This window comes from Amycolatopsis xylanica (assembly GCF_900107045.1).
In the GTDB taxonomy this organism is placed as follows: Bacteria; Actinomycetota; Actinomycetes; order Mycobacteriales; family Pseudonocardiaceae; genus Amycolatopsis; species Amycolatopsis xylanica.
In genome coordinates this window covers 328323-347539 of record NZ_FNON01000004.1, presented here as the reverse complement: position 1 = coordinate 347539, position 19217 = coordinate 328323, and the positions used below count along the sequence as shown (strand labels likewise).

Here is a 19217-nt window from a genome sequence, read left to right as displayed (position 1 = left end):
CGGCGGGTAACTGCCGGGGTGGACGAGAGCGCGGGCCGTCGTCCGGATTTTCCCGCCCCCCGGCCATGATCGCCCCGCCTCCGCTTCACTGCCCGTGATGGAGATTTCCAGTTTAGTGCGCGCGATACGGCCCGCAACCGCTCAATGGAGCTGTTCGAAGCTTTGTCCACTTTTTGAAAAAAAAGATGACAACAAGTGCGGAGATGGCTATGAGGTAACCGAGTGCAAGATTGCCACCGGTATCCCTTACTGGTGGCAATACGAGTGCGAACACCGCGACCACTCCTATCAGAATTGCACGCGCCCTACCAGCATTAATGGCTGACGCCAGCGGAACAATGGCCCACAGCAGGTACCACGGCTGGACGACCGGTCCGCCCGCGATGACCGCCGCCATACCCCAACCGAGCACGAGCGGAGGACTGAGCCGCCCATGCCATTGCCGCCACAACAACATTGCCACGGCTGTCAGGGCCAGCGCCGCACCGATCGCTTTGCCCACCCCGAAGAGTGACGCGTCGACGAACCCGGGCCAGTTCGTCGGCGCCAGCCAGCTCGGCACCGAGTTCGACGTGGCCAGGGTACGCACCCAGCCGAATCCTCCGGCCCAGGAAGCGAGTGCGGTGATCGCGGCGAGCATGCCCAGCGTGGTCACCGCGCCGACCACCGGCCGCCGCTTGACCAGCTCGACACCCGCGACGGCGACCGCCACGACCGCGGTCACCTTGACATTCGCCGCCACGCACAGAAGTGGCATCCCCCAAGCCGACCCGGCGAGCACCAGCTCCAATCCCGCGACGACAAGCCCGACCATCAGCGCGTCGTTGTGTCCGCCGCCGATGAAGTGCCACAGCACCAACGGATTCAGCACGGCGAGCCAGAGCGCGTTCTCGGCTGACACGCCCACACGCACGGCGAGTCTGGGTACCGCCCACACGATGAGCGCGATCCCGCCTAGAGCGAGAAGTCGACAAAGCGTTACTCCGATGTGGACATTCCCGCCCGAGACGCTCGCGATGAGCCGTTCCAGGAGCGTGAAAACCGGGCCATACGGCGAAGGCGTCTGCTGCCACAACGGACTGACCAGGCTCGTCAGCGGATTGTCTTGGCCGAGCACGGCAGGCCCGGTCGTGTACGGATCGAGCCCGCGCCGCGCGAGTTCGCCTTGCGCGAGGTAGCTGTAGATGTCGCCGCTCAGGAACGGCGGAACGAAGAGCAGCGGCGTGCCCCAGAGTGCGAGTGTCCACAATGTCCGGCGGCGGCTCGGCCGCTGTCCACCGGGCAGCAGCCAAGCGGCCACGACCACGGCCATGCCGGTGAGCCCGACGGCGGGCGTGGCGAGCACGCCGTGCGCCACCAGCACGACCAGCAGTGTCCCGGCGAGCCCCAGCACCTGCGGTCCGCCAAGATCACCCGATCGAAGGGTCTTCAGTGCTGACACCGGTGAACGGTTTCCATCAACCGTGTTGCGTCCGTGGGAAGTTCGCCCCAGTTGTCGTTCTCGATCGATTCGAGCGTCATGGCCGCCAGGCTATTGGTTTGCGAAGATCGACGCCGCTGCGAAAACTCGTCCCATGACCTTCGAGGACCTGCTCGCCGAAGCCGAGGCCGAACCCGTCGAAGGCTGGGATTTCTCCTGGTTCGACGGCCGCGCGACCGAGGAACGCCCGTCGTGGGGCTACGCACGCCTGCTCGCCGACCGCATGTCCCAGGCCCGCGCCGGGCTCGACCTGCAGACCGGCGGCGGCGAGGTGCTCGCGGAGATCCCGAGCCCGCCGTCCACGCTGGTCGCGGCCGAGACCTGGCCGCCCAACGCCGCGATCGCCGCGGCGAACCTCCGGCACCTCGGCGGCCGGGTGGTCTTGGTCACCGAGGGCGGTGGCCTGCCGTTCGCGGGTGGCACGTTCGACCTGGTCACCAGCAGGCACCCGACGGCGCTGCCGTGGCCGGAGATCGCCCGCGTGCTCGCGCCGGGCGGCACCTTCCTGGCCCAATGCGTCGGCCACGGCTCGAACCGGGAGCTGAGCGAGGCCATGATGGGCTCGCTTCCGCCCGCCCGCGAACGTGCGACCGCCGAAGCCTCGGCGGCGGCGGGCCTGACCGTCGTGGACGCCCGCGAGGAGTGGACGCGAGTCGAGTTCTTCGACATCGGCGCCGTGGCCTACTTCCTGCGCAAGGTGTTCTGGACGGTCCCCGACTTCACGATCGCCCGCTACCGCGCTCGGCTCGCCGCCCTTGACCAGCGCATACGTGCCGAGGGCTGGTTCGTGGCACACTCCCGGCGCTACCTCATCGAGGCACGCAAACCCGCCTAGCGGCGCTCGTCGTCGAGTTCGTCACGGAAGATGGCGTCGAGCCGCCGGTTCGCCCTGTTCAGGGTGTGAAATCCGGCACGCAGCAGCACGAGGGCGGCGGCGGACACCACCATCCCCAGGCCGATGGCCGTGGAATGCGTCATCAAAGCCTCCCGATGCTGGTGCGCGAGGAACCCGAGGGCAGCGCCCGCGGTGAACGCGTCGAGCAGGGCGAGTTTGACCGTCGCTTGGGACCGCATGGTGGTTTCCGGGGCAGGCATAGGCACCATCCAGGCGACACGGCGTCATTGAAACTTAGACGAAACCCGCCACGATGAACTCGGAGACAACCTGTTTGGCCTACTGCGTCCGCGCTGGTGGCACATTGTGATAGCTTGAAACCAACTGGGAATCGTATGCAATCGCAAACGCGTTGGGGGAGCCACCCGGTTCCTCTCGCGCCCAGGGGCCGGTAGCTCAGTTGGTTAGAGCAGGGGACTCATAATCCCTTGGCCGTCGGTTCGAGCCCGACCCGGCCCACCACCAGGGATTTCCCTGTGGGGATCCTTCGTATGTCCCTTGATGGCCAAGGGATTGGCGGGGCTGGGCGACGTGGTTTCGGTCAATGTTCTGCCAGCTCAGCCGGAGCTTGAGCGGTCAGTGGTGGCTTCCTCGACCCATCGCAAGTAGGCGTCGGTGCCTCGGACGATCTCGACGGCTGTCACCTCGGGCTTCTTCCACGGATGGTTCTCGACGATATGCGCTTCCAGCTCGGCATACCGTGCGTCCGTGGTCTTGAACGTCACGTTCCACTCCTCGCCTGTGCCGTTCTCCCCGAGGTGCCAGAAGAACGAATCGAGAGGCCCGATCAGCTGGGAGGTCGCGGCCAAGTGTGCCGAGAGGGCCGAGGTCGCGAGGTTGGCCCCGGACTCTCGGTTGGGTGTAGTCGTGGTCACGAGCAGGTGGACGACCATGCCCGACAGCCTACGGTCGTAGCGAGCGGCACGAGTTCATGCTGGCAAGAAAGCGCTTGACGCCGTCGCTGGTCTGATGATGTTCTGGCGCCAGCGTCGCAGTGCACCCGGCAAGCAGACCGCCGCGGGCATGGAGGCGCCGAAACCTGGGATCTCCTCTTTGACCGACCACACTGCCCGCCTCACGGCGTTCGGCAACCAGCTCATCCAAGTCCACATCTGGCTTCGCGACCAGCTCGCCCGTCTCCGCGCCAACGCCGAGTCCGGCCTCCCTCGCGAACTGCGCACCCACTGCCTGACCTTCTGCTCGGCGCTCACACGGCACCACACCGGCGAGGACGCCGGGGCCTTCCCCGCGCTGGCCGAGCAGTTCCCCGAGCTGAAACCGGTGCTCACCGAACTCGAGAACGATCACGAGATCGTCGCCGGGATCATGCGGCGCCTCGAGGAACTGTTCGATCAGGACGCGGACGCGGCCACGATCAGCCGGGAACTCGACGGGCTGACCGCGCTGCTGGAGTCGCACTTCTACTACGAGGAAAAGAAGATCGTGGCTGCGCTGAACGCGCTGACCTGGACCGGACCGAAACCCGAGTTCCTGCGGACGGACGACTGACCGGGCTCCGACCTTGCCTGGTCCGGCCGTCGGCCACGACGGTAAAAATACCGGGGCAATAAAAGGGATTAATCGCGGTCAAGGCAATTCTGGTAATACCACCGGATATCCACCGAATGGCCGCTGTTCGGGCCGGTGGATCGCCGGGTCAAATAAGCGCGCCTTGAAAACCATGAACGGGGAGGTCTCAAGAAATGTCAGCTTTACGCAGGATCGCGCGCCGGGCGGCGCTGGTCACGGTCGCCGTGGGCGCCTTGCTCGGCAGTAGTCTTTCCGCAGCTCAGGCCACTGTGGAGGACCTCGACAACACCTGGCAGTGCACGGTGCCGGGTGGCTACACCTACGACCAGGTGCAGAGCCAGCTCGGCGTTTGCAGTCCGAGTGGTTTCGCGAACAGTTATCACCTGAGAAGACCGCAGGACAACATCTATGCCTGCAATGTTCCCGCCGGTTTCACCTACGACCGGACGCAGAGCCAGTTGGCGGTCTGCACGTCCAGTGGTTTCGCCAACAGCTATCACCTGCGCGCGCCGGGCGACAATTTCTACGCTTGTTCCGTGCCGTCCGGTTATACCTATGACCGGGTGCAGAGCCAGCTGGCGGTCTGTACCTCCAGCGGCTTCGCGAACAGCTACAACATCCGCGTCCCGCGCAACAACCTGTGGGCGTGCACCGTCCCGTGGGGCTTCACCTACAGCCAGACACAGAGCCAGCTCGCCGTGTGCACGTCGAGCGGCTTCGCCACCAGCTACCTGCTGCGCGGCTGATCAAAAGGGGTCGTGAGTGTTCCGGCCGGTTCTAACCGGTCTGAACACTCACGACCCCCGCGTAACCGCTAGGCGTTCTCTTCGGCGAGGCGCTCGTTCGCGCTCTGCGTCTTGAGCGGGATCTGCTTGATGAACAGGATCGCCACCAGCGCCAGCACCGCCAGCGGCGCGCCGATCAGGAACAGCTCGCTGGTCGCTTCGCCGTACGCGTCGCGGATGATGGTCGCGATCGGCTCGGGCAGCAGCGCCAGGTTCGGCACCGTGTCACCCGAACCCGCCGGCATGTTCGCCGCCTGCGGGCCGAGGCCTTCCAGCGTCAGCGTGGTGATGCGGCTGGCGAGCACCGCGCCGAGCGCGCTGACGCCGATCGAACCGCCGAGGCTGCGGAAGAACGACAGCGTCGACGTGGCCGTGCCCAGGTCCTGCGGTGGCACGTCGTTCTGCGCCACCAGCACCAGGTTCTGCATCAGCATGCCGAGGCCGACGCCGAGCACCACCATGTACGCGCTCAGCACCACGATGTGGGTGTGCGCGTCGATCGTGCCGAGCAGCAGCAGGCCCGCGATCATCAGCACCCCGCCGAGCACGAGGTGGCTCTTCCACACGCCCGTCTTGCTGATCAGCTGACCGGACACGGTCGACGAGACGAGCAGGCCGAAGATCATCGGCAGGCTCAGCAGCCCGGCCACGGTCGGCGACTTGCCCAGCGCCAGCTGGAAGTACTGCGACAGGAACACGGTGCCGCCGAACATCGCCGCGCCGACCAGGAAGCTGGCGAGCGTGCTCAGCGCGATCGTGCGGTTCTTGAACAGCGAGAGCGGCAGGATGGGTTCCGGCACCCGCGACTCGACGAACACCGCGGCCGCCAGCAGCACCAGGCCGGTGCCGACCAGCGCGACCGTCCACAGTGAACCCCAGGCGAACTGGTGCCCGGCCAGCGACGACCACACCAGCAACGTCGAGACGCCTGCCATGATCAGGAACGCGCCCAGGTAGTCGACCTTGACCTCCTTGCGGACGGTCGGCAGATTCAGCGTGCGCTGCAGCAGCAGGATCGCGGCGGCCGCGAGCGGCACGCCGATGAAGAAGCACCAGCGCCAGCCCAGCCACGAGGTGTCGACCATCGCGCCGCCGATCAGCGGGCCCGCGACCGTGGCGACGCCGAACATGCCGCCCATGATCCCGGAGTACTTGCCGAGGTCACGCGGCGAAACGATGCTCGCCATGATGATCGGCACGAGCGCGGTGAGCCCGCCAGCGCCGACACCCTGCGCGACGCGGCTGGCGATCAGCACGCCGATGTCCTGCGAGAACCCGGCGACCAGCGAGCCGACCACGAACAACGCGAGGTTGGTCTGCACCAGCAGCTTCTTGTTGTAGAGGTCGGAAAGCTTGCCCCACAACGGAACGGTCGCGGTCATCGCGAGCAGCTCGGTGGTCACCACCCAGGTGTAGGACGACTGCGAGCCGCCCAGGTCGGCGATGATCCTGGGCAGCGCGTTGGCCACCACGGTCGACGCGAGGATCGCGACGAACAGGCCCATCAGCAGCCCGGACAACGCTTCGAGCACCTGCCGGTGCGTCATCGCGCCCGGCCGTGGTTCGGCTGTCGTGGTCATGTTTCCCCCATTTCCTTCAGTGTGGTTCGGGTAGTCCGTTGGCGACGGCGTCCATCGCCTCGTTCAGCAGCTCGCGCAGTGATCCGTGGCCGCCGAGGGCGTGCCAGCGGCGGATCGCCGCGCTCATTCCCGCGCCCAGCAGCGAGAACAGCAGCATGGGATAGAAGTCCTTCTGCGCGTCACAGCCGGAACGGCGGGCGATCGCCTCGACCAGCTGCCGCTCGCTCTCGGCCTGCGCGACCATCATCCGGGAGACGAGATGCAGGTTCTGCTCGAAGATCGACATCCGGGCCAGCCACTCTTCCCGGTTCTCTTCGATGCGGGAGAAGTCGTCGTCCAGCGCGTCCAGCAGCGCCCGCATCGTGCTGACCTCGGGCGGAGCGGCGAGCAGCGCCTCGACGACCGCGACCGTGCGCTCGTCGCGGTCGGGATAGGCGATGACGACGGCGTCGTCCTTCGACGCGAAGTAGTTGAAGAAGGTGCGGACGGAGACGCCCGCCGCCGCGGCGATGTCGTCGACGGTCACCTTGTCGAGCCCGTGCTCGGCGACCAACCGGACAGCGGCACGTGCCAGTGTCCGATGCGTCTCGAACTTCTTGCGTTCGCGCAGCGACAGGCCAGGCGGGATCTCGGGCATGCGGCCAAGGTACCGAGAAACTTGCACGTTCTGCAAACTTGCAGAACGTGCACTCAGTCACATCGAGTAACTCCACTGGATGCCGTACTGCCCGGGCAGCGGATCCAGCGTGATGAACTGGTACGTGCTCGCCTGCCCGTCGAACACCGCCTCACCCTGCTGTTCGCGCGGCGCTCCGCACCTCGGCTGGAAGTAACCGAAGCACCGGTTCGGCGTCATGTCCGGGTCGAACGCGATGTGCAGGACCATTTCCCTGGCAGGCCGGTAGAGAGCCATCTGGGTGTGCTGAGTCGTCTGGCCGGGCGGGAACCGCACCGCGAACTCCACCGAGGCCAGCTCGCCCGCGGCGAGCGGCCGGTCGAACAGGAACTCGAACACGCACGTCGAACTCGGCACGTCCGCGCGGAACCTGGCAGGCTGGCACCCCTCGGTGAAGGTCACCACGGGTGCCTGCGGCAGCGCGCTGCAGCGGGCCACGAACACGAATCGCGTGGTGTCGTCATGGTCGGCGCGGATCAGCCTGCGCACGCGCATCGACTCCTCGCACCCCTGCGCGTTGACCCGATACGACACGTACTGCGAAAGCCGCTGTGGGGTGTCCAGCTCGTCGGGCCCGGCGTCCACTTTGGCCAGCGCGCGCACCAGGTTCTCCGGACGTGTCCACACTTTGTCGTACGCCACCGCCATGCCCGGCCGGTTCGTCCACCGGCCGCGTGGCCTGCGCGGGCCGAGCAACGCGGCGAGCGTGCCTTCCTGCTGCCCGAGAATCGACTCGAGCGCCGACACCGCGGCGAGCGAACTCGCCCGCTCCGGCCGGTTCTCGCCGTTCTGCCAATAACTCAGCGCGCTCACGCTGACCGGGGTCGCCTGCTCGCGCAGCCGCTTGCTGATCTCGTTGAGGCTCAGGCCGCTGCGCCCGATCGCGTCACGCAGCGCGGCGCCGAACTCGGCGCCGACCGGGGTGCTCGTTCCGACCGGCACGGCTGACTCCCTTCACGGGCGGTCCGGTGAGAGTACCCGTTCAGAGTTATCCAGCCTGGACGCGACGGTTTCGTTGACGGCCCCCAAGTCCGGGTTAAAGTCTTTTTCGAACGTCAGAAAATCCGGATTTCTTTTCTCCCCGCATTCCCCGCAAAGGATTCCGATGACTACATTCCTGCGTCGACGATGGCGGCATCCAGTGGTTTACGGCGCCGCGGCCACGCTCGCGGCCGGTGCTCTGCTGGTCGCCGCCCAGCCACCGGCCGGTGGTGCCGCGCCCGAAGTGCCGGAGGTGCCACAGATCGCCGAGCCCGGCGTGACGTCCACCGCGATTTCACCAGCGATGGCGGCTGGTGACGTCTGCGCACCCGGCGCGCAGTGGCTGCGGCTCAGGTTCACCGCGTTGTCGTTGCGCGGCAGCGATTCGATCACCCTCACCGGCTCGCGGGCAGGCTCGTTCACGCTGACCGCGGTCAACTGGCCCGGCAAGGCGTTCCACACCAGGGCGTTCGAAGGCGACTGCGTGCGCGTCACCCCGCACCTCGCCGATCCCGCGAGCACCTACTCCGTCGACTCGTACCAGTCGGGCACGCGGAGCCTGGCCGCGGCGACCTCGGTGGTGGCCGGGGTCGGCGACGTCTGCGGCTCGTCTTGCAACCAGACCGCGTCCGTGGTCAAGAACATGAGCCCGCAGGCGCTGATCTTGGCCGGTGACAACGCTTACGAGTCCGGCAGCGCGAGCGACTACAAGAACGGCTACGACCCGAACTACGGGCAGTTCAAGTCGATCGTCCATCCGGCGCCGGGAAACCACGAGTACAAGACCTCGAACGCATCTGGCTATTTCGACTACTTCGGCTCAGCGGCAGGCGAACGTAGTAAGGGCTATTACAGCTTCGACGTCGGTGACTGGCATTTCGTCGCGCTGAACTCGAACATCACCCGCACCGCGAGTTCCGCGCAGGTGACCTGGCTGAAGAACGACCTGGCCGCCAGCACCAAGCCGTGCACCGCCGCCTACTGGCACCACCCGCGCTTCAGCAAGGGCGACCATGGCGACGACACCTCGGTCTCGCCGTTCTTCGAGGCGCTCTACAACGCGAAGGCGGACCTGGTGGTGGTCGGGCACGACCACAACTACCAGCGGTTCGCGCCGTCCAAGCCGAACGGCGCCCGCGACGACGCGAACGGCGTGCGCGAGCTGCTGATCGGCACCGGCGGCCGCGGCTTCTACGACTACGACAAGAGCTCCGCCGGCACTCAGGAAGCCGGTAACGCCAGCACTTTCGGCGTCGCCAAGCTGACACTGACCGCCACGAACTACCGGCACGACTTCGTCCCGGTCGCGGGCCGCACGTACACCGACACGGTGTCTGGCAAGTGCCACAAGGCGTCCACTGGCACCGCGGCCTTCTCGGACGACTTCGAGACTGACAAGGGCTGGCAAACGGCCACCTCGGACACCGCCACCACTGGCAAGTGGGAACGCGGCGATCCTGAGGAGACCAAGGAGGCCGACGGTTCGATCAAGCAGCTCGGCACCACCATGAGCGGGGTCAACTGCCTGGTGACCGGGCGGCTCGCGGGCGCCAGTGACGGCGCCAACGACGTCGACGGGGGAGTGACGACGATGACCTCGCCGCAGTTCTCCGTACCCGCCAACGGGAAGCTCACGTTCTCCTACACCTACGCGCACGGCAGCAATTCGTCCACATCGGACTACTTCAGGGTCCGGGTGCTGGACGGGACGACGTCGGTGCCGGTGTTCGAGCGGCTGGGTACGGCGAGCACCAAGCTCGCGGGCGCCTGGCAGACGGCGACCGCCGACCTCACGCAATTCGCCGGGCACACGGTGAAGCTGGTCGTCGAGTCCGCCGATCTGGGCGATCCCTCGCTGTGGGAGTCCGCCGTGGACGACGTCAACGTCACTGGATGAGGGGAGGGGCGCACGGCCGTGCGCCCCTTTCCCAGGAAAGGCTCCCGCGATGTACCTCTCGTCCGTCCGCTCCGCCGTCCTGCCCTCCGGAAAAGCCGCGCGCCCCGTCCCGGCCACGGTCATCGGCCTCGGCGTGGTCAGCCTGATCACCGATATGTCCGCCGAGATGGTGACCGCGGTACTCCCGCTCTATCTCGTCTACGGCCTCGGCGTCGGCTACCTGCAACTCGGCGCGATCGACGGCCTCTACACCGGCGCGACGGCGGTGCTGCGCCTGCTCGGCGGCCATCTCGCCGACCGGCTCCGCCGCCCGAAGGCCGTCGCGTTGACCGGCTACGGCCTGTCCGCGCTGACCAAGCTCGGCTTCCCGCTCGCCGGATCCTCGGTGGCCGCGCTGGGGGTGGTGATCGGCGTCGACCGGGCAGGCAAGGGCATCCGCACCGGCCCCCGCGACGCGATGATCACCCAGGCCACCCCCGCCGACGCGCTCGGCAGGGCGTTCGGGGTGCATCGTGCGCTGGACACCGCTGGCGCGCTGCTCGGCCCGCTGCTGGCGTTCGGCCTGCTCAGCATGCTGGTCATGGACTACACGGCCGTGTTCGCCGTGAGCTTCTGCCTCGCCGTGTCCGCCGTGCTGGTGCTCGCGCTGTTCGTCCGCGCGCCCGCCGTCGTCCCGGCTCCCAGGCCGAAATTGAGTTGGGCGCCACTGCGTGACCGTGACCTGCGCCGGGTGTGCGTGTTCGCCGCACTGCTCGGGCTCTTCACGGTCGGCGACATGTTCCTGTTCGTCGGCGTCCAGCGGACCACTGGGCTCCCGTCGGGGGTGCTGCCGCTGCTGCCGCTGGCGACCGCGCTGATCTTCATGGTCGCCGCCGCCCCGATCGGCAGGCTCGCCGACAAGCTCGGACGCTGGAAGGTGTTCCTGGCCGGGCACGTCGTGCTGCTCGTCGGCTACGTTCTCGTCGCGTCTTCGCCGCAGGGCTGGTTCGCGGCCGCGCTGGTTTCGCTGGCACACGGCGTTTTCTACGCGTCCACCGACGGCGTGCTGATGGCCTTCGCGGGTCCGCTCGTGCCGGAGGGCCTCCGCGCGACCGGGCTCGCGGTCGTCCAGACCGCCCAGGCGGTGGCGCGGGCGGCGGGCGCGGTGCTCTTCGGGGTCGTGGCCAACGGACTGGGCCTCGCGCCCGCGTTCGGCCTGTTCGCGCTCCTGCTCGCCGGTGCGATCGCGGCCGGGGCCCGCCGATGAACCGGGGCGTCGTGCTGATCGCCGCCGTACTCGTCGCGGGTGGCGTGTTCGTCGGCTGGCGATCCGTTGGCGCGCAACAAGAACAACCACTCGAACTCCGCAGCGGCGAGTTGCTCTATGTGGACGGTGGCGGCCGCGTCCGCGAGGGCGACCGTGTCGGGCCCGCCTGCCAGCGCGTCGACGCGTCGGCGGGAACGCTTGCCTGCCTGCGCACCACGGCGGTGCCCGACCGCGCCGAGCTGCTGGTACTCGACGCCTCCGGGGAACGCTTGCGCCTCACCGAATGGGGCACGCCGAGCCGCGTCCGCGTCGCCCCCACCGGCCATCTGGCAGGTTGGACGGTCTTCCGAACGGGAGACGGCTACCTCGGCGCGGTCGGCACTTTCTCCACCACCGCCGGGATCTACGACCTCGCGCACGGCGTCCACTACGGCTCACTCGAGGACTTCAAGCTGCTCGTGGACGGCAGGCCCCACACCTCCGCCGACACCAACTTCTGGGGCGTGACCTTCGCCCGCGACGACGACACCTTCTACGCGACCGCCGCGTCGGGCGGGAAGACGTGGCTGGTCAAGGGCTCGCTCGCGACGCGGACGCTGACGTCGGTCCGGGAGAACGCCGAGTGCCCGTCGCTGTCCCCGGACGGCACGCGCATCGCGTACAAGTTCCGCACCGGCGACCGCTGGCGGCTGCACGTGCTCGACCTCGCGTCCGGCGCGGACGTCGCGCTGTCGGAGCCCGAGCACGTCGATGACCAGGCACAATGGCTCGACGACGAGTTCGTGGCGTACTCACGCGAGCACACCGTCTACCGCGTCCCGGCCTCCGGCAAGGGCGCGCCGGAAGTGCTCCGCCACGACGCCGCGTCCCCCGCGGTGGCCCGGTGATGGGGTCGTGAGTGTTTAGGCCGGTTAGAACCGGCCGCGCCACTCACGAGCCCTTGAGTCAGAGCAGCTTCCAGGCCTCCGTCAGGGAGGCGCGCAGGATGGACTCGATCTCGTCGAAGTGCGACTGCTCGCAGATCAGCGGCGGCGCGAGCTGGATGACCGGCTCGCCTCGGTCGTCCGCGCGGCAGTAGAGCCCGTTGTCGAACAGCGAACCCGACAGGTACTTGTGCAGCACCCGCTCGGATTCCGCCTGTGTGAACGTCTCCTTGGTGGCCTTGTCCTTGACCAGCTCGATGCCGTAGAAGAACCCGGCGCCGCGGATGTCACCGACGATCGGCAGGTCGGTCAGCTTGTCCAAAGTGGACCGGAACGCCGACTCGTTGCGCAGCACGTTGCCGTAGATGTCCTCGCGCTCGATCAGGTCCAGGTTCGCCAGCGCGACCGCGCACGAGACCGGGTGCCCGCCGTAGGTCGACCCGTGCATGAACGTGGTCGTGCCCCGGGTGAACGGCTCCATCAGCCGATCGCTCGCCAGCACCGCGCCCAGCGGGGCGTACCCCGAGGTCAGGCCCTTGGCAGTGGTGATGATGTCGGGCTGGTAGCCGTAACGCTTGGCGCCGAAGTCGTGCCCGAGCCTGCCGAACGCGCAGATCACCTCGTCGGAGACGAGCAGCACGTCGTACTGGTCGCAGATCTCCCGCACCCGCTCGAAGTAGCCGGGCGGCGGCGGGAAGCAGCCGCCGGTGTTCTGCAGCGGCTCGAGGAACACCGCCGCGACCGTGTCCGGGCCCTCGAACTCGATGGCCTGCGCGATCTGGTCGGCGGTCCAGCGGCCGAAGGCGTCGTAGTCGTCCGCGTGCACCGGGGCGCGGTAGAAGTTGGTGTTCGGCACCTTCAGCGCGCTCGGCACCAGCGGCTCGAAGTCCTGCCTCGCGCCGGGCAGCCCGGTCAGCGAAAGCGCGCCTGCCGAAGTGCCGTGGTACGCCAGTGCGCGGCTGACGACTTTGTGCTTGGTGGGCTTGCCGATCTGCTTGTAGTAAGCCTTCGCGAGTTTCCACGCCGTCTCGACGGATTCGCCGCCGCTGACGGTGAAGAACACGCGGTTGAGGTCGCCGGGCGCGTCGTTCGCGAGCCGCTCGGCGAGCTGGATCGCGGCCGGGTGCGCGTTGCCCCACAACGGGAAGTACGCGAGTTCCCGCGTCTGCTTCGCCGCCGCCTCCGCCAGCTCCTCGCGGCCGTGGCCGACGCCGACGGCGAACAGGCCCGCGAGCCCGTCGAGGTAGCGGTTGCCGCGCGCGTCCCAGACGTACGCGCCCTCGCCGCGGACCATCACCGGGATGTCGGCGTTGGCTCCGTCCCCGTGGCGGGTGAAGTGCATCCACAGGTGGTCGCGGGCCGACGTGGCGAGCCGGTCCGAGGTCCAGGTGGCGGTCTCGGCGGTGGCAGTCATCGCTTCCTCACTGATTTCGTAGCCAGGGTATCTGTCTTCTACGTTTATCGCACATTTGAAGCCGGTAAGCAACCGAATCGTGGCCGTGGCAGACTCGCGCGGGTGACTGGAACGGTGCTTGTCCTCGGCGGCCGCAGCGAGATCGGCCTGGAAGTGGCGCGCAGGCTCGTCGACGGTGGCGCCACCAAGGTGATCCTCGCCGCACGTCGCAGCGCGGAGCTCGACAAGGAAGCCGCACTGCTTGACAAGGCCGAGGTCGAGCGCGTCGAGTTCGACGCCGATGACCTCGACGCCCATGAAGCGCTCTTCGCAAGCCTTGGCAAGCTCGACACCGTTGTCGTCTCCTTCGGCATCCTGGGTGACCAGGCTCGCGCGGAAGCCGACGCGGCGCACGCGATTTCCGTCGTCCACACCGACTACGTGGCCCACGTGAGCGTGCTCACCCACCTCGCGAATCTTCTGCGCAAGCAGGGCGGCGGGCAACTCGTGGTGTTCAGCTCGGTCGCGGGTGTCCGGGTCCGCCGCGCCAACTACGTCTACGGCTCGGCGAAGGCAGGGCTCGACGGCTTCGCGAGCGGGCTCGCCGACGCGCTGCACGGCACCGGCGTCCACCTGCTGCTGGTGCGCCCCGGCTTCGTGATCGGCCGGATGACCGAAGGCATGTCGCCCGCGCCGTTCTCCAGCACCCCGGATCAGGTCGCCGACGCGACGGTCGCGGCGTTGCGCAAACGCCGTTCAGTCGTCTGGGTGCCCGGAGTGCTACGCCCCGTGTTCGCCATCATGAAGCTTCTGCCTCGGGCGATCTGGCGTCGTATGCCACGCTGACGCACTTATAACAAGAACTGAAAGACTTTCTCAGCTTCTTCCCAGGAATCGCGGTGATTCTGGAAATCACTGGGTTTCATACTCTCTGGGAGGAAAGCGGTCGTGTTGGTTACTCACCGTGTTTGGCGGCGTAGTGCCCTCGGCCTCGTCGCGCTGACCGTGCTCGGCGGCACCGGCTACGCCTGGGCGCAGCTGAGCAAGCTCGACACCGGCATCACCGTCGCCGACGTCATCGCGCCGTCGGCGAAGATCCCGGAAGGCGTCTCCCCGTCCTCGGTCGACCAGAACATCCTGCTGGTCGGCATCGACTCGCGGAACGACGCGCAGGGCAACCCGCTCCCGCAGGCGCTGCTCGACCAGTTGCACGCGGGCAGCTCCGAAGACGGCGGCGACACCACCGACTCGATCATCGTCGTCCACCTGCCCGCGGGCGGGGGAGCGGCGACCGCGATCTCCATCCCGCGCGACTCCTATGTCCCGCTCGCCGGCGGCCTCGGTTCCCACAAGATCAATTCCGCGTTCAGCCGGGGAAAGAACGCCGCGAAGAACCAGTTGCGCGCCCAGGGCCTCAGCGGCGCCGAACTGGAGAAGCAGAGCGACGCGGCGGGTGCGCGTACCGCCGTCGAAACGGTCCAGCAGGTCACCGGCCTGACGATCAACCACTACGCCGCGGTGAACCTCGCCGGTTTCTACTCGCTGAGCAACGCCATCGGCGGTGTCTCGGTCTGCCTGAACAACCCGGTCAACGACAAGTACTCGGGGGCGAACTTCCCGGCTGGCGAGCAGACGATCTCCGGCGCGGAGGCGCTCGCGTTCGTCCGCCAGCGTCACGGCCTGCCCAGCGACCTCGACCGCATCAAGCGGCAGCAGGCCTTCCTGTCCGGCATGGCCAAGAAGATCCTCAGCGCGGGCACCTTGAGCGATCCGACGAAGCTGTCCGATCTGATCTCGGCTGTGCAGGGCTCGCTGGTCATCGACAAGGGCTGGGACATCTTCAGCTTCGCCCAGCAGTTGCGTGGCCTCAGCGCGGGTTCGATCACCTTCACCACGGTCCCGGTGCAGTCGCTGAGCATGGCTACCGGCGATGGCGACGCGGTCAAGGTCGACCTCGGCCAGATCCGCGCGTTCGTCAAGCAGGTCACCGGCCAGGCCGTCAACGGCAACGCCTCGACCGGAACCGGCACCGACTCCAGCGGGGGCGTCGGCCGCATCAAGAACACCGCCCAGACCACCTCGAACACGGAGCAGCCGGTGACGTCGAACGCCACCGGCTGTGTGAACTAACGGGATAAAGCGGGCTTTACTCCATGCACGGGGGTGCCTGGAGTAAAGCCCGCTTTATCCCGCCTTCCTTATACGAACGCGCTCTCACCGGTGATCGCCTTGCCGACGATCAGCGTGTTCATCTCGCGGGTGCCCTCGAACGAGTAGATCGCCTCGGCGTCGGCGAAGAACCGCGCGATGTCGTAGTCGAGCACGATCCCGTTGCCGCCGAAGATCTCCCGGCTCCAGGCCACGACCTCACGCATCCGCGAGGTGACGAAGGCCTTCGCCAGCGACGAGTGCTCGTCCTTGAAGATCCCCGCGTCCTGCAGGTGCGCCAGCTGGATCAGCATGCCCCACGAGGCGGTGATGTTGCCGAGGCTCTTCACCAGCAGGTCCTGCACCATCTGGAACCGCGCGATCGGGCGGCCGAACTGCTTGCGCTCCTTGGCGTAGTCCAGCGCGAGCTCGTACGCGCCGATCATCACGCCCAGCGCCTGCCAGGCGACGCCGCCGCGGGTGGCGCGCAGGATCTCGCCGACATCGCGGAACGAGTTGATGTTCTGCAGCCGGTTGGCCTCCGGGACCCGGACGTCGGTCAGCGTGATCTCGGCGTTCTCGACGATCCGGAACGCGATCTTGTTCTCGATCTTGACCGGCGAGAAGCCGGGCATCTCCTTCTCGACGACGAAACCCTTGACCTTGTTGTCATCGACGTCGCGCGCCCACACCACGATGTAGTCGGCGAAGGTCGCGTTGCCGATCCACTTCTTGGCGCCGTTGAGCACCCAGGTGTCGCCGTCACGCTTGGCGGTGGTGCGCATGCCACCGGCGACATCCGAACCGCCGAGCGGCTCGGTCATCGCGAACGCGCCGATCTTGTCCATCGCGGCCATCTCCGGGAGCCAGCGGTCGCGCTGCTCCTGGTCGCCGCCCGCGTAGATGCTGTACATCGCGAGTCCGTTGTGGACACCGAAGAAGGTGGCGACCGACGGGTCGGTGCGGGTCATCTCCATCGCCATCATGCCGCTCAGCAGGTTCGACGCGGCGGCCCGGTGCTCGCCGTAGCCCTCATAGGGCAGCCCGGCCAGTCCCTGCTCGCGGAACATGCCGATGAGCTCCTTGGGGAACTCGCCCTTCGCCCAGTTCTCATTGACCAGCGGCTTGACCTGGGTGCGCATGAAGTCGCGGGTCTTCAGCAGTACCTTGCGCTCCTCGTCCGAGAGCAGGGTCTCGTAGTCGTAGAAGTCGGCGACGAGCTGGTCTTCCAGGGTGGTGCTCATATCAGTTCTCCTCCTTGTTAACGCTGGTGGCACTGTCCAAAGCGGACAGCACCGCGAGCTGCTTACGGTCGCGCGTCTCGGAAAGCTCCGAATACGTGGAGGAGCCGTAAGCCTTTTCGACTGCCTTGATCAGTTCTTCTTGTTCCGCCGGGCCTTGCTCGGGCTGGCCGAGACCGGCCCACATCTTCTTCATCGACACACCGATGTGCTCGGCCATGTGCCGGTACCCGCCCGGGCCGCCGCCGAGGTGCGAGCCGAGGAACGGCCCGACGGTCGACCAGCGGATGCCCAGCGAGTTGGTCATCACGTCGTCGAGTTCCGCCGGTGTGACCACGCCTTGCTCGACGAGGTAGATGGCTTCGCGGCTCAGCGCGTTCTGCAGGCGGTTGCCCACGAAACCGGGGATCTCCTTGCGCTCCACCACCGGCACGCGGCCGACGAAGCGGTAGAACTCGACGGCGGCCTGCGTGGCCTCCTCGCTGGTCCGCTCGCCCGGCACGACCTCGACCAGCGGGATCAGGTGCGGCGGGTTGAACGGGTGCCCGATGAGGATCCGGGACGCGTCTTCGATCTCGCCGGTGAAGGCGGTCGACGGGATCGCGCTGGAGCTGCTCAGCAGCAGCGCGTGCGACGGGGCTTCCTTCACCAGCGTGGCGAAGAGGTCCTTCTTGAACTCGACGTTCTCCGGGCCGTTCTCCTGCACGATGTCCGCGTCGCGCACGGCTTCCGTGACGTCCTTGGCCAGGTGCACCTTCGCGGGATCGAGCGTGACACCCAGGTGCGGCCCGAACTCGGCGAGCGCGGCGTCGACGGCCTCGCGCAGATCCGGCCGCGGGTCGGAGACCCAGACCTCCATGCCGTGCCCGACGAACAAGGCGGTCCAGGAGAGGCCGATGGTGCCCGCGCCGATGACGGCGGCTTTCTCGAACTTCATGACCGGGCTTCCTTCAAGTAGTCGTAGACCGGCTTGACCGGAGCCAGGGTGAGGTCGGTGAGGATGTGGCTGGCGGAAACGACTTCCCGCACCGGCAGATCCGCCAGCGGCGCCAGCACGTGCTCGAACAGTTGCAGCCGCGCGGGCCCGGTCCACGCCTCCTTGACCACCACGTCGGTGATCTCGGTGCGGACCAGCTCGTTGACGCGCGGGCTGCCGTCGTAGTCCGGGATGATCTTGAGCATGAAGGTCGGCACGGTGATCTGGGCCTCGGCCTCACGCGGGTCGAGCCGGTTGTGCTTGTACCCCATGGTCGCGGTGGCGACCCGGAGCGTGCCGTAGTCGAGCGTCCCGACCAGCGTGCCGTTGTCGGCGTAGAGGTTCGGCGCGCCGACGGTCTTGGGGTAGGCGCTGATCTCGCGGCCGGACGCGGTCGCGGCGAAGTTGTCGAGGTACATCGCGTGCAGGTACTCGCCGCGCTCGCCGTCGAAGGTGACCGGGATCGCCTGGCCGGACTCGGTGTACGGGCCGTAGCCGCTGACGTCGCCCATCTTCATGACCTCGAAGCGCACCAGCGGCTCTTCGATCTCGAGCGGCTCGGGGACGACGGCGCGCAGGGCGTCGAAGTCCGTCCGGTAGACGATGTTGAGGTACTCGCGGTTGGTGAAGCGGGGGACCACCGGCGCGTACGCGGGGTTCGCGAGCGGGGTCGTGACGTGCTGGAGCACTTCCTGGGTGTTCATCGTCCTGTCCAAACCGGCTGGCGGCGCTCGGCGAAGGCCTGCATGCCTTCACGGACGTCGGCCGAACCCATCAGCTGAGCCATTTCCTTGCGCTGCGCCTCGAAGGCGTCGGCCTCCGGGACACCGTGCGCGGCGGTGACGATCTTCTTCACGGCGGCCAGCGCGAGCGGCGCGTTGGCCGTGAGCCGCTCGGCGAGCTGGAGCGCGACCGCGGCGGCCTCGCCGGGTGCGACGACCCGGTTCACCAGGCCGAGTTCCGCGGCGCGGGCGCCGGTGACCGGCTCGCCGGTGAGCAGGAACTCCATCGCCAGGTGGTGCGGGATCCGTTGCGGCAGGCGGATGACGCCGCCGCCCGCGGCGACCAGGCCGCGCTTGACCTCGGGGAGGCCGAACTGCGCGTCCTCGGCGGCGACGATCAGGTCGCAGGCCAGCGCGAGTTCGAACCCGCCGCCCATCGCGAAGCCTTCGACGGCCGCGATCAGTGGCTTGGTGGTCTGGGTCTCGGTCAGCCCGCCGAAGCCGCGGCCGTCGATCTCCGGCGATTCGCCCTTCAGCGCCGCCTTGAGGTCCATCCCCGCGCTGAAGGTTCCCTCGGCGCCGGTCAGTACGCCGACGCGGAGGTTCGGGTCGGCTTCGAGCTGGTCGATCGCGGCGGCGATGCCCCGCGCGACCGCCGCGTCGACGGCGTTGCGGGCCTGGGGCCGGTCGATCGTGATGAGCAGTGAAGAACCGAGGATTTCGGTGCGCACACTCATGGTGGTG

19 protein-coding genes and 1 tRNA gene are annotated in these 19217 nt (G+C 67.7%); 9 read left to right on the top strand and 11 right to left on the bottom strand.

Annotated features, from left to right (window positions below):
* Window positions 1–112: 112 nt before the first annotated feature.
* Window positions 113–1441 carry a polyprenol phosphomannose-dependent alpha 1,6 mannosyltransferase MptB gene (mptB, locus tag BLV57_RS20590; RefSeq protein ID WP_143047108.1) on the bottom strand — a complete coding sequence of 443 codons (1329 nt, stop codon included), beginning with the start codon at window positions 1439–1441 and terminating at the stop codon, window positions 113–115.
* A gap of 133 nt (window positions 1442–1574) precedes the next feature.
* Here mptB and BLV57_RS20585 point away from each other — a divergent pair, with 133 nt between their 5' ends.
* Window positions 1575–2315, top strand: coding sequence for a class I SAM-dependent methyltransferase (locus tag BLV57_RS20585; protein WP_091291145.1), 741 nt, complete (start codon window positions 1575–1577; stop codon window positions 2313–2315).
* On the opposite strand, the gene BLV57_RS20580 is transcribed toward BLV57_RS20585, so the two are convergent.
* Window positions 2312–2575, bottom strand: a complete 264-nt coding sequence (locus BLV57_RS20580) for a hypothetical protein (RefSeq protein WP_091291143.1) — start codon at window positions 2573–2575, stop codon at window positions 2312–2314. The genes BLV57_RS20585 and BLV57_RS20580 overlap by 4 nt on opposite strands.
* A 185-nt stretch (window positions 2576–2760) precedes the next feature.
* Between BLV57_RS20580 and BLV57_RS20575 the strand changes: the two genes are divergently transcribed.
* Window positions 2761–2837 (top strand) — tRNA-Ile (locus BLV57_RS20575).
* 95 nt (window positions 2838–2932) lie between these two features.
* Here the strand turns inward: BLV57_RS20575 and cutA are convergent.
* Window positions 2933–3268, bottom strand: coding sequence for a divalent-cation tolerance protein CutA (cutA, locus tag BLV57_RS20570; RefSeq protein ID WP_091291141.1), 336 nt, complete (start codon window positions 3266–3268; stop codon window positions 2933–2935).
* A gap of 76 nt (window positions 3269–3344) precedes the next feature.
* Here cutA and BLV57_RS20565 point away from each other — a divergent pair, with 76 nt between their 5' ends.
* Window positions 3345–3884, top strand: coding sequence for a hemerythrin domain-containing protein (locus BLV57_RS20565; protein ID WP_245757428.1), 540 nt, complete (start codon window positions 3345–3347; stop codon window positions 3882–3884).
* A gap of 194 nt (window positions 3885–4078) precedes the next feature.
* Window positions 4079–4651 (top strand): hypothetical protein, encoded by a 573-nt coding sequence (locus BLV57_RS20560; RefSeq protein WP_091291140.1) that lies wholly within the window; start codon window positions 4079–4081, stop codon window positions 4649–4651.
* A 68-nt stretch (window positions 4652–4719) separates the two neighbouring features.
* Here the strand turns inward: BLV57_RS20560 and BLV57_RS20555 are convergent, their stop codons facing one another.
* From BLV57_RS20555 to BLV57_RS20545, 3 genes are read right to left on the bottom strand one after another with little or no spacing between them, the layout of a single operon-like run.
* Window positions 4720–6270 carry an MDR family MFS transporter gene (locus BLV57_RS20555; RefSeq protein ID WP_245757427.1) on the bottom strand — a complete coding sequence of 517 codons (1551 nt, stop codon included), beginning with the start codon at window positions 6268–6270 and terminating at the stop codon, window positions 4720–4722.
* Between the two features lie 16 nt (window positions 6271–6286).
* Window positions 6287–6907 (bottom strand): TetR/AcrR family transcriptional regulator, encoded by a 621-nt coding sequence (locus tag BLV57_RS20550; RefSeq protein WP_091291138.1) that lies wholly within the window; start codon window positions 6905–6907, stop codon window positions 6287–6289.
* Between the two features lie 57 nt (window positions 6908–6964).
* Window positions 6965–7888 carry a helix-turn-helix domain-containing protein gene (locus BLV57_RS20545; protein ID WP_091291136.1) on the bottom strand — a complete coding sequence of 308 codons (924 nt, stop codon included), beginning with the start codon at window positions 7886–7888 and terminating at the stop codon, window positions 6965–6967.
* 163 nt (window positions 7889–8051) lie between these two features.
* Between BLV57_RS20545 and BLV57_RS20540 the strand changes: the two genes are divergently transcribed.
* The 3 genes from BLV57_RS20540 to BLV57_RS20530 are packed head-to-tail and all read left to right on the top strand — an operon-like array spanning window position 8052 to window position 11957.
* Entirely contained in the window at window positions 8052–9824 is a 1773-nt protein-coding gene (locus tag BLV57_RS20540) for a metallophosphoesterase (protein WP_091291135.1), read from the top strand.
* 49 nt (window positions 9825–9873) lie between these two features.
* Window positions 9874–11070, top strand: a complete 1197-nt coding sequence (locus tag BLV57_RS20535; protein WP_091291133.1) for an MFS transporter — start codon at window positions 9874–9876, stop codon at window positions 11068–11070.
* The gene (locus BLV57_RS20530) at window positions 11067–11957 is read left to right on the top strand and encodes a TolB family protein (RefSeq protein ID WP_091291131.1); all 891 of its coding nucleotides are present in this window, start codon (window positions 11067–11069) and stop codon (window positions 11955–11957) included. Before BLV57_RS20535 ends, BLV57_RS20530 begins: the two co-directional genes overlap by 4 nt.
* A gap of 58 nt (window positions 11958–12015) precedes the next feature.
* Here the strand turns inward: BLV57_RS20530 and BLV57_RS20525 are convergent, their stop codons facing one another.
* Window positions 12016–13407, bottom strand: coding sequence for an aspartate aminotransferase family protein (locus BLV57_RS20525; protein ID WP_091291129.1), 1392 nt, complete (start codon window positions 13405–13407; stop codon window positions 12016–12018).
* 102 nt (window positions 13408–13509) lie between these two features.
* Here BLV57_RS20525 and dprE2 point away from each other — a divergent pair, with 102 nt between their 5' ends.
* Window positions 13510–14232, top strand: a complete 723-nt coding sequence (gene dprE2, locus BLV57_RS20520; RefSeq protein ID WP_091291128.1) for a decaprenylphospho-beta-D-erythro-pentofuranosid-2-ulose 2-reductase — start codon at window positions 13510–13512, stop codon at window positions 14230–14232.
* A 102-nt stretch (window positions 14233–14334) separates the two neighbouring features.
* Window positions 14335–15516: an LCP family protein gene (locus BLV57_RS20515; protein ID WP_091291126.1), complete on the top strand. Its 1182-nt coding sequence runs from the start codon at window positions 14335–14337 to the stop codon at window positions 15514–15516.
* A 68-nt stretch (window positions 15517–15584) separates the two neighbouring features.
* Here BLV57_RS20515 and BLV57_RS20510 read toward each other — a convergent pair whose 3' ends face one another.
* Genes BLV57_RS20510 through BLV57_RS20495 form a run of 4 tightly spaced genes read right to left on the bottom strand, consistent with a single transcriptional unit; the run spans window position 15585 to window position 19210 of the window.
* Window positions 15585–16778, bottom strand: coding sequence for an acyl-CoA dehydrogenase family protein (locus BLV57_RS20510; protein WP_091291124.1), 1194 nt, complete (start codon window positions 16776–16778; stop codon window positions 15585–15587).
* A 1-nt stretch (window position 16779) separates the two neighbouring features.
* Window positions 16780–17712, bottom strand: a complete 933-nt coding sequence (locus tag BLV57_RS20505) for a 3-hydroxyacyl-CoA dehydrogenase NAD-binding domain-containing protein (protein ID WP_091291121.1) — start codon at window positions 17710–17712, stop codon at window positions 16780–16782.
* The gene (locus BLV57_RS20500; protein ID WP_091291119.1) at window positions 17709–18455 is read right to left on the bottom strand and encodes an acetoacetate decarboxylase; all 747 of its coding nucleotides are present in this window, start codon (window positions 18453–18455) and stop codon (window positions 17709–17711) included. The genes BLV57_RS20505 and BLV57_RS20500 overlap by 4 nt, the downstream gene beginning before the upstream one ends.
* Window positions 18452–19210: a crotonase/enoyl-CoA hydratase family protein gene (locus BLV57_RS20495; protein ID WP_091291117.1), complete on the bottom strand. Its 759-nt coding sequence runs from the start codon at window positions 19208–19210 to the stop codon at window positions 18452–18454. Before BLV57_RS20495 ends, BLV57_RS20500 begins: the two co-directional genes overlap by 4 nt.
* Window positions 19211–19217 lie beyond the last annotated feature (7 nt).